This window comes from Peptococcaceae bacterium (genome assembly GCA_024655825.1).
Lineage (GTDB): Bacteria > Bacillota > Peptococcia > DRI-13 > PHAD01 > JANLFJ01.
This window is the reverse complement of record JANLFJ010000026.1, coordinates 33506-43884: the sequence shown is the minus strand read 5'-3', so window position 1 is coordinate 43884 and position 10379 is coordinate 33506. Positions and strand designations below refer to the sequence as shown.

Annotated in this window: 8 protein-coding genes; 7 read left to right on the top strand and 1 reads right to left on the bottom strand. The window is 54.3% G+C overall.

Annotated elements, in window-relative coordinates; all coding sequences use genetic code 11:
• Positions 1–472: 472 nt before the first annotated feature.
• From nifS to NUV48_10615, 4 genes are all read left to right on the top strand, one after another.
• Positions 473–1669 carry a cysteine desulfurase NifS gene (gene nifS, locus NUV48_10630; GenBank protein ID MCR4442594.1) on the top strand — a complete coding sequence of 399 codons (1197 nt, stop codon included), beginning with the start codon at positions 473–475 and terminating at the stop codon, positions 1667–1669.
• 37 nt (positions 1670–1706) lie between these two features.
• Positions 1707–3938: a heavy metal translocating P-type ATPase gene (locus NUV48_10625; protein ID MCR4442593.1), complete on the top strand. Its 2232-nt coding sequence runs from the start codon at positions 1707–1709 to the stop codon at positions 3936–3938.
• Between the two features lie 441 nt (positions 3939–4379).
• On the top strand, positions 4380–4763 hold the full coding sequence (locus tag NUV48_10620) for a nucleotidyltransferase domain-containing protein (GenBank protein ID MCR4442592.1): 384 nt from the start codon (positions 4380–4382) through the stop codon (positions 4761–4763).
• Positions 4760–5242 (top strand): hypothetical protein, encoded by a 483-nt coding sequence (locus tag NUV48_10615; GenBank protein ID MCR4442591.1) that lies wholly within the window; start codon positions 4760–4762, stop codon positions 5240–5242. Before NUV48_10620 ends, NUV48_10615 begins: the two co-directional genes overlap by 4 nt.
• Before the next feature lie 103 nt (positions 5243–5345).
• Here NUV48_10615 and NUV48_10610 read toward each other — a convergent pair whose 3' ends face one another.
• Positions 5346–5549: a hypothetical protein gene (locus NUV48_10610; protein MCR4442590.1), complete on the bottom strand. Its 204-nt coding sequence runs from the start codon at positions 5547–5549 to the stop codon at positions 5346–5348.
• A gap of 299 nt (positions 5550–5848) precedes the next feature.
• Between NUV48_10610 and NUV48_10605 the strand changes: the two genes are divergently transcribed.
• From NUV48_10605 to NUV48_10595, 3 genes are read left to right on the top strand one after another with little or no spacing between them, the layout of a single operon-like run.
• A complete protein-coding gene (locus NUV48_10605) occupies positions 5849–8257 on the top strand; it encodes a transglutaminase-like domain-containing protein (GenBank protein ID MCR4442589.1) in 2409 nt (802 codons plus the stop codon).
• The gene (locus NUV48_10600) at positions 8254–9354 is read left to right on the top strand and encodes a hypothetical protein (GenBank protein MCR4442588.1); all 1101 of its coding nucleotides are present in this window, start codon (positions 8254–8256) and stop codon (positions 9352–9354) included. Before NUV48_10605 ends, NUV48_10600 begins: the two co-directional genes overlap by 4 nt.
• Positions 9354–10373 (top strand): MoxR family ATPase, encoded by a 1020-nt coding sequence (locus NUV48_10595; protein MCR4442587.1) that lies wholly within the window; start codon positions 9354–9356, stop codon positions 10371–10373. Before NUV48_10600 ends, NUV48_10595 begins: the two co-directional genes overlap by 1 nt.
• Positions 10374–10379 lie beyond the last annotated feature (6 nt).

The following is a 10379-nucleotide window of genomic DNA, read 5'->3' as shown; positions in this document are numbered from 1 at the left end:
GGCATGGCTTATTGATAAATTTTGGCCAAATAATTTAGAATTCAGGCTGTGGAACTGGGAATATTATCCTGGAACTGCATAAGTCCTGTTAAAATTATAACTTATTATCTCCTGCGCCACAGCTACATTGTATAAAATTTCACCGGATTTTGGCATTACAGCAAAACACAGTTGGGGTGGTTCTGGACATAAATAAAAATCGGCAGGTTAATGAGCAAGATTACTCGCTTCATACAGAACAATTGCCGGCGTTACGAGTTCATTCGCATTTTCAAAATAGGTTGAGTTGGAAAGTATAATGGAACAGGAAAGCAAGACGTTACCTTCCCGGTCGAAAATTATCCATTCTGGTTTGTCAAAAAATTGGACGTAAAATAAATATCATCAAGTGTTTTCATGACATTCTCCCTGATAATTTTTCCGTTTCGTTTTATAATAAACTTATACGGAAAAAAAGGAGATGACTCCCAGGATGAGGAAGGTTTACCTGGACCACGGGGCGACGACCCCGGTGCGGGAAGAGGTCGCCAGGGTGGTCGCCGAATATATGACGCAAAATTACGGGAACGCGTCCAGCATCCACGCTTTTGGCCGCGAGGCCAGGGCGGCCGTGGAAAAGGCCCGCCGGCAGGTGGCGGGTTTGCTCAACGCCAGGGCCGAGGAGATCGTATTTACGGGAGGAGGCACGGAGGCCAACAACCTGGCCATCACCGGCGCGGTCCTGGCTAACAGCGGGAAGGGCAGGCACATCATCACCTCGGCCGTTGAGCACCACGCGGTCCTGGATACCTGCCGGAACCTGCAAAGACAGGGTTACGACCTAACCGTCCTTCCCGTGGACGGTTACGGGCTGGTGAACGTGGAGGACCTGAAAAAGGCCATTACTCCTGCTACCATCCTGATCAGCATCATGCATGCCAACAATGAGGTGGGGACCATCGAGCCCCTGGAGGAGATAGGCCACCTGGCCAGGGAGCACGGGATCATCTTCCACACGGATGCCGTGCAGTCGTTCGGCAAGCTGCCAATTGATGTGGAAAAGATGAACATTGACCTGCTGGCCGGTTCCGGGCATAAAATATACGCGCCCAAGGGGATTGGTTTTCTTTATGTGAGAAAGGGCGTCAGGATCGCGCCGCTGCATTTCGGCGGCGGACAGGAAGGAGGACTGCGGCCGGGAACCGAGAATGTGGCCGGCATCGCAGGGCTGGGTTTGGCGGCGGAACTTGCTGGCCGGGAAATGGAAAAAGAAGCGGAGCGCCAGGCCCGCTTGAGAGACCTGCTGGTCCGGGGCCTGACTGAGCGCATACCCCATGTCCGCCTGAACGGCCACCCGGAGCTGCGCCTGGCGTCGAACGCGCACTTCAGCTTTGAGTTTGTGGAGGGCGAATCCCTGCTGATTTCCCTCGATATGAAGGGCATTGCCGCTTCCAGCGGTTCGGCCTGCACCTCGGGGTCGCTCGAACCGTCTCACGTTCTCGTCGCTATGGGAATCCGCCCGGAATTGGCCCGTGGTGCGGTGCGGATGACCCTGGGAAGAGACACTACCGAAGAAGACATTAATTATGTTCTTGAAATTTTCCCGGAGGTGGTAAAGCGGCTGAGGGCCATGTCCCCCCTTTACCCTGGCGGGAAAAAGGAATGCGGCGAGTGCGCCTGGCAAAACTGACGGTTGCATTGTTGGCGTGGAGGAGGCGGGTGCCGGCATGGAAAAAAGCAGCCTGCAAATCGAGGGGATGAACTGCGCGGCCTGCGCGGCAAGGATTGAAAAAGAACTCAACGCCATACCCGGTGTGGAACGGGCGTCCGTCAACCTGGCCACCAAAAGGGCCTCCATTGTATATCGTCAGGGGGCGACGGGCGTCGAGCAGTTTAAGAACGCAGTGGAAAAGCTGGGCTACCGGGTTGTGGGAACAGCGGAAGCAAAAGAGGTGACTGATCCTGACCGGGAACGCCGGGCGCGGCAAATGGAGATAAGAAGGCAGCGAAACTGGTTTCTCTTTTCGGCCGCCTGTTCTTTGCCCCTGGCCCTGTTCATGTTGGCCCACCTGTTCGGCTGGACCTGGGTGCCGGGCATCGTCTTCGACCAGCGGTTCCAGCTGGCCCTGGCCACGCCGGTCCAGTTTATTGCCGGCGCCCAGTTTTACCGGGACGGTTTTTACTCGTTGAAAAACAAAAGCGCCAACATGGCCGTGCTGGTGGCGCTCGGCACTTCCGCGGCGTATTTCTTCAGCCTGGCGGTTACCTTCTGGGGCGACCGGATCGGGGAAAGGCACGTTTACTTTGAAACCTCGGGGATAATAATCACGCTGGTTTTACTGGGCAGGCTCCTGGAGGCCGTGGCCAGGGGGAAAACCTCGGAAGCCCTCAAAAAGCTGGCGGGGCTCCAGGCTAAAATAGCCCGTGTCGTTCGCCACGGGACGGAAATCGATGTTCCTGTTGAAGAAGTGCTGGTTGGAGACCTGGTGGTGGTGAGGCCGGGCGAAAAAATACCCGTGGACGGGACCATCCGGGAAGGGTTTTCCGCTGTCGACGAGTCCATGCTGACGGGGGAAAGCGTTCCGGTGGAAAAAAAGGCCGGGGACCCGGTTTTTGGCGCGACCATCAACAAGCACGGGACATTCAAGTTCGAGGCCGCCAGGGTTGGAAAAGACACGGCCCTGGCCCAGATCATCAAGGCCGTGGAAGAAGCCCAGGGTTCCAAGGCTCCCATCCAGAGGACGGCTGACCTGATTTCCGCTTATTTCGCGCCGGCCGTTATCGCGGTGGCTTTTGCCGCTGCTTTTCTCTGGTATGCCGTCCTGGAACCCGGAAACCTTACCGGAGCGCTGCTGAAATTCACCGCCGTTCTGGTCATAGCCTGTCCCTGCGCGCTGGGTCTGGCCACTCCCACCTCCATTATGGTGGGGACGGGCAAGGGCGCGGAGATGGGCATCCTGTTCAAGGGAGGCGAGCACCTGGAAAACGCCCACCGGCTGGATATTGTAGTGCTGGACAAAACGGGAACGATAACCAGGGGTGAACCGGAAGTCACGGACATATCGAGTGCCGGCGAATTGGAGAGCAGCGAGATACTGCGAATTGCGGCCGTCGCCGAAAAAAGGTCCGAACACCCGCTGGGGCGGGCGGTGGTAAAAAGAGCCGAAGCGGAGATGGGCGGGAGCGTACCCGACCCCGAGAGGTTTGAGGCTGTCCCGGGCCTGGGCGTAACGGCCCGCCTGCCGGGCAGCACCGTCCTTATAGGGACCAGGAAACTGCTGGAGCAGCAGGCCGTGCCCACGGAAGGCTTAGAGGAGAGCATCTCCCGGCTGGAAGGGGAAGGCAAGACGACCATGCTGCTGGCGGTCAACGGTGAGTTTAAAGGGGTCATCGCTGTTGCCGACACGTTGAAGGAGCATTCCCGGGAGGCGGTGGACCAGCTCAGAGCGATGGGGATTGAGGTCGTGATGATTACGGGAGACAACGAACGGACCGCCCGGGCCATTGCCGCCCAGGTGGGGATTGACCGCGTCCTGGCCGGCGTGCTGCCCGAACAGAAGGCCCGCGAGGTGGAAAAGCTTAAAGCCGGCGGCAAGAAAGTGGGGATGGTCGGCGACGGCATCAACGACGCCCCTGCCCTGGCCGCTGCCGATGTGGGGATCGCCGTCGGGACGGGCGCCGACGTGGCCGTGGAAGCGGCCGACATCACGCTGGTGGGCGGTGACCTGCGGGGCATCCCTGCGGCCATTGCCCTGAGCCGCGCCACCATGCGCAATATCAAACAAAACCTGTTCTGGGCGCTCGTCTACAACACCCTTGGCATCCCGGTGGCGGCGGCAGGCTTGTTGAACCCCGTTATTGCCGGCGCCGCGATGGCTTTCAGTTCCGTTTCCGTGGTTTCCAACGCCCTGCGTCTGAAGCGCTGGCGGTACCGCCCGGCCGGGCTTGCCGGAAGTTGATTATTTCTCTTCAGTTTCAACCCTGTAAAATTCGATATTCCTGTCACGGAAGTTGGATACGGCCGCTATACGGCCCGAGGGGTGGACGGCAAGGGCGGTGGGCTGGTTGTCCAGAACGCGCACGTCGGTGATTTCAAGGGTGGCGCAGTCGATTACATACAGCTTTCCGGAGCGCGGGCTCCTGTCCAGGCAACTGGTGGCGTTGGGCCGGCTATTGATTCCAGTTCCATGTCCAAGGAATAAATTACTATGATGGAAATTGCCGACAAGATGGATATGGAATGCTCTTAATATTGAGGTTAGGGGAGAGATATGGTATGATTTTACAAAAGGTCTTTCCTCCTAAATTTTAGTTTGCAGATGCCCCAAGAAAGATAGGAATTACTTGCTGCAATAATACATTTAGTGGTATCCGGCATCAGACGGAAGGAGGCTCAAAAAATGAGCACAAAACCTGAGGGCGTGACTACCTATTACACAAGTAAATACCCTCTAACATTTACCGACGATTTTTCGCAAAGCGACGCAAGTTTAACTAAACGTTATCAGGAGGCCTGGGAGCTGGCCAAGAGAGCTGCGGCACTTTTAAAAGATAATTTCGCTGCCAAAAAAGTAGTTGTGTTTGGCTCTTTAGCCAACCGTTCATGGTTTACACGGTGGTCTGATGTTGACTTGGCGGCATGGGGTATCCCTGATGAACAATTTTATGCGGCGGTGGGAGCAGTAACTGCTTTAACTACAGATTTCAACGTTGATTTGGTTGATGCTAAAGAGTGCGGGGACTCCTTGCGGAAAGCGATTGAAACCGAGGGAATCGAAGTATGAACAAAGAATATCTAACTCTTGTCAGTAGGATTCGTGAAGAACTTTCCGAAGTTAAAAAAGCTGTTGAACGTACCCAGGCTGGATGGGAGCGTTTCAAGCAAACTGGCGATGAGTTTTACTTGGACAGTGTAGCTTTAAACCTCCATAGTTTTTATACTGCGCTTGAAAGGATTTTTGAATTGATTGCCGCAAACGTGGACCAATCGAGGCCGAAGGGAGATATCTGGCATCAGGAACTATTGCGCCAAATGGCGACGGAAATCGAACTGGTAAGACCTCTTGTTATTTCTAAAGAAACTCGAAACACCCTGGATGAATATAGAGGTTTTCGTCATGTTGTAAGAAATGTATATAGCGTCCGTCTTTCGAGTAGCAAGATGGCACCTTTAGTGAATAAATTACCTAAAACTTTCAATCGCGTGAAAAATGAATTAGAAGATTTCCTTTCTTTTCTTGAAGCACGAGGTAAAAAACAATAGTAAATCTGAGCAAGATTTGTCAACAGTCGAGAGTGCAAAAAGGACGGATCAAGGTTATCCGCCCTTTTGTTGTACTCGCTGAATTCAATCATTATTTCAATAATTATTTAACTGTCACGGGGGTTTTTGGCAGCATCTTCCTGTCCAGGAAAAACACCTGATAGGCATCTCTTCCTGCGGCCGGCCCGGGAACGGGATCGTCTTCCCCGTCCGGAGGCTGAAGACCGCATGCCGCGCGGCAGTTATCCTGCGTCTGGCAGTAAGCCAGGCACTCCAGGCTGCGGTATTCCCAACACTCCGCTCTCATAGGCTGCTCCTTCCCGGTATTCCTGTTGAACAACAAGCCGTAAAACGGAATACCCTGTATTCCTTAATCATCTTAATTATATTGTATACTGCATATCGTATAATGTAAACAGGATACATAAAAATCGTGTTTAATTTCTGCCATCCAGCAGGAAAAAGACAAACCCCGCAGAATTTTTCAGGAGAGGCGATTTGTGTAAAAATATGACAGGCCGGGGCTCCCGAGTTTGGCGGTCAAGGTGACGCAAACCCTTGTAAAATACGGAACCCGGTTATGCGCGGGAGGTAAATTGAATTCCGGTGCAAAAAATTACACAATCTTTTGTCATTTCCGCGGCGTTCATTTCGATAGCCCTAATCATTGTCGCCATTAATCTCTTCCAGCCAGCCGGTCCTGGCGCCGGCGCAGGCGCAGGCGGCGGTTCCGGCGGCCAAACCGCGGATCGAACTTCGCCAACAGGCGGCAAGGCTGCCCGGCCGGGGACAAGCGATTCCCCGTTTGTGCCGGCCGGCGAGGTTGAACGCCTTCATAAGCCTGTTTACGAGATACTGGGGAAACCCCTTGAGCCCTTCCTGCGGTGCACTGTTGGGGAAATATACCAGGACGGCGCGTGGGATTCCGGTGAAAAAGAAAAGGCCGTGCCTTTTTCTCCTGAAAACGCGGGCGCGGGGCGAGACAGGAGCCTGTTCCAGGAAGGCAGCATCAGCATCAAGCCGATCGATGCCGGGGTAAAATACATCCCCGCGGTGACGAACGTGGTCAAGGCCGATTTTAAGGGGAGCGAGGCCCTGTTTTTGCCGCAGCGGCAGGTTTTTGCGGAGGGGACGCCCCCGGAGGCCGGTTACAGCATTTCCTTCGAAGTCTTCGCCGGCAAAAACAACCAGGGACTGCGGGACCTGGAATGCCCGGCGGAAGACAAATACCTTAAACTGCCTCCCGGCTTGCCGGACAGGGTGGCCCGGCTTGCCGGCAAAATTACGGCGGGCAGTGATAAGCCCTATCTCAAATTAAAGGCGATTGAAAATTACTTGAAAAAGAACTACAGGCTGAGTGATGAACCCCGTAAAGCGCCTGCAGGAAGGGACGCCGTTGACTGGTTCCTGTTTGAGGCCGGGCAGGGCTCAAGCTATGATTTTAATTCAGCCCTGGTCGTCCTGGCAAGGTGTGCGGGCCTGCCGGCGAGAATTGTTACCGGCTACCGGGTTGAACCACAAAAAGAATACCAGGTTGTCTATGAAGACCAGCTTTATGTTTACGGGGAAACACGCTTTGAAAAAGCAGGCTGGATCAGTTTTGACGCGGCCGGCGTCAGGGGCTTTTACACCCCGCCTGTTGCCACCGGCACGCAGGTGGAGGTGGAAAGCGAGAAAACTTTAAAGGGCGACACTTTTACGGTGAAAGGCACGGTTACCTCCAAAGACGGGAGCAGGGCCAGCGGTCTGGTGGTTCTGGTTTACTTGAAAAAGAACAAGAATGATCCTTGTCTCTCCATCGGCAAGTGCACGCTTTTCAACGGGCGGTTTTCCGGCGAATTCCCCGTCGATCCCGGTACGGAGGTGGGCCGGTACCACGTTGTCGCGCAAACTCTGGAGAACAACCGGTTCAGGTCTTCATGGAGCGACCCGCTCCTCAAGGTCATGTCCGCCACGGTTATTGAACTCCAGGTTTCCTCCGGCGCGGGCGGAAACAACCAGGTCAGGATCTCCGGCCGCCTGAAGGAAAAAGCGTCCGGCAAACCGCTGGCCGCCCGCAGGATAGCGGTAAGGTCCGGCGAAAGCCAGGCGCTCACGTTCGCCGCCGCGGAGACGCAGACGGACGGGGACGGGAATTTCATGTTCGCGCTCGAGACCGGCATTGATAAGACCAAAAAGGCTGCTGCGGATTACTGCTTTGTGAAAAAATACGCCGGGAGGTATTACCTGGCTTTTGCCGGCGACGAGTTCCATCTCCCTGCGGAGGCGAGCGGGGAAATCTACGTCCGGGAGGTCTATTTTCCCCCGGGAGCAAGGAAGGTTATAACATTTGTCGTGCTTGCGGCGCTTTCAACCACTGCCGCGCTGTATGTGAAAAAATTTAGAAAAAGAAGGCTGACGGCAGGGGCCAGCATAAAAGAGGCATGCCCTGCCGCCGCGGCAGGGGGCGGCGCAGCGCTCAACGGCATCGAGGTCCTCTTTCCCCTGATAAAGCCCAATTTGCCTGATGTCTGGGGCGCAGGCGAAGAGCTGCTGGTAGAATTCCGCAAAGGCAAGGAATTCAGGCAATCGGCAGACGGTTATACGGCATGGATCGGGGAAACCGAAAAAACAGCCCTGGATTTTGAAAAAGAGTCCCCGTGTTTTCATTACCATTGCTGCTTTAAAAGAAAAGGCCTGTACGAGATAAAGGCGATTAATAATGAAAACAAGAATACGGAAGGTGAAAGAAAAATAAGGATCGTCGAATACAGGGAGGAGATAATGAATTTGGCCGGGGACCTCTTTCTGTCGATAAGGAAAAACGGCGGGTCGTTTGCCGGCAGCCTGACTCCAAGAGAGCTGGGAGATATAATAAAGGAAAAAACTGGTCCAAAACTGGGAGAACAGGTTGATTTGCTTGTCGGAACGTTCGAAACAGCGGCGTACAGCCTGCGGGAAATTAAAAGGACGGATTATGAAGCCTTTTACCCGGCCTATTTAAAGATAAAAACTTTCCTGGAGAGTGCAAAATGAGTAGTAAAAACGATAAGGCCAAAGGAGAGAAAAAACCCGGCCTGGCCGGAATTATGGCCAGTTTAATCGCGCTGGCGGCTGCCGGCCTTATCTACTTCGGCGACCGGGGGACACGGCACCTGGTACTGCCCCTCCTTGTCTTCCTTGCTTTAACCCTGGTCTCCAAAACAATCGCCTTCGTTTTCAGGGGCAGTTTTGTTGAGACCCTCTGCGGAAGCCTGAGGTGGCTTGCGGCAGGGGTCGCGGTTTACCTGCTGTTCATTAACGACCAAGCTGGACAGGGGCTCAGGCTGGCAGGAATATACGTCCTGTCGCTGACTGCTGTTCTCGTTTTCTACAGGGTGCTGGCGCACTTCACATCAGGCCGGCCCTGCCTGCAGGCTGTGTTAAAAAGCCTGGTCCTCCTGGTATCCGCTTTCCTGGCCAGGAACCTGATCATGGCCGCTTCGGGAATCCTCAAGGTGACCGGCGCAATAACTGCCGCGCTGGCCAACTTGGTCTTGGGGGGGATGGTTTTTGCCGCGGTGTGCGCGCTGTTTTCCCCTGCCGCCCTGTCAACAAATTACTATATCGCGCTGGCCGGGAAATGGATCGGCACAAGGCTGCCCGCAAAATTTTTCGCCTTTCTGCTGCTTGCCGCCTACGTTTCCATAGCCAGGCCGCACCTGGAGGGGAACGTCTACCTGGCGACGGTGGAATGGGTTGTGCTGGTTCTCCTGTGCCTTGTCCTGTTCAGGCGTGCGGTGAAGAGCATCGACAGCCTTACGCAGCAAACGCCCCCCCAGGAATGGAAAAAACACAGGCTGGTGGTTGAGCAGGATGCCGGGCGGGAGCTTCCCGAAATCGCCTCTTGTATCAACGATTTTATTGAGCGGAGCGACAAGAGGAACATCCTTATTGCGGTTGTGGAGGAAGGATTGAAGAGGGGGCTGGCCTTCGAACAAATAGGCGCCGTCATTGACGATTTCCTTAAATACAGTGATCAACCCGCACCGTTGATGGCAACAAAGTGGCGGGAACGCCAGGTTGAAAAAGATAACCGGAAAAACCGTGAAAGCGTGCTGGCGGCTATGATCGACAAGTTAAAAAGGAGTTAATGAAAGAAGAAAATAAGGAAGTAAGAAGAAAAAAGGAGGACCTGCAGATGGATGCCGGAAAAGCCGGGGACATGTGCCAAAAAATAATTGAAAAGGCCCTGGAGTATTTCGTCGCGGACGACGATGCCATCCTGAGAAAAGTATTGTGCGGTTTCATAGCGAACGGCCATATCCTCTTCGAGGATAACCCCGGACTGGGAAAGACGCTCCTGGTAAAGATTTTGGCCAAAGCGACCGGGTGCAACTGGAACCGCATCCAGTTTACGCCCGATTTGATGCCGTCGGACATCGTGGGAACAAAAATCTGGAAGGCCGAAAAATCAACCTTTGAACTGGAAAAGGGCCCCATTTTTACAAACTTCCTTCTCGCGGACGAAATCAACAGGGCCATGCCCAAAACCCAGTCCGCGCTCCTGGAAGCGATGGAGGAAAGACAGGTCACCATTGAAGGGACCACTCACCGGCTGACCGCTCCTTTTGTAGTCATGGCCACGCAGAACCCGATTGAAAACGAGGGCACTTATCCTTTGCCTGAAGCCCAGCTGGATCGTTTTCTCATGAAACTTTCCATGGGGTATATGAAAACCCTCGCTGCGGAATGCCGGATACTGAAAAGGCGGATTTCCTGGCAGAAGGACGACCCGACCGGCGATATCCAGCAGGTTGTGCGGCAGGAGGACATCGTGAGTCTCCAGCAGGAGGCCGAAAAAGTATATGTTGACGACAACCTCCTGAAGTACATCGGGGAGATCGTGAGAGGCACAAGGGAGAACCAGAGAATCAGGGTTGGTTCCAGCCCCCGCGGGGGTCTTGCCCTTCTTAAGCTGTCCAGGGCGTGCGCTTTGTCCGGCGGCAGGGATTTCGTCATCCCGGACGATGTCAAGATGTTTGCTGCCGACGCGCTTTCCCACAGGATAATTTTGAACATTGAGCACACGCTGGAGGGGCTTGACCCGGCTGCAGTAATAAATGAGATCGTGTCAAATACCGAAGTCCCCAAAGACTTTCTTCCGAGGTAAGGATAA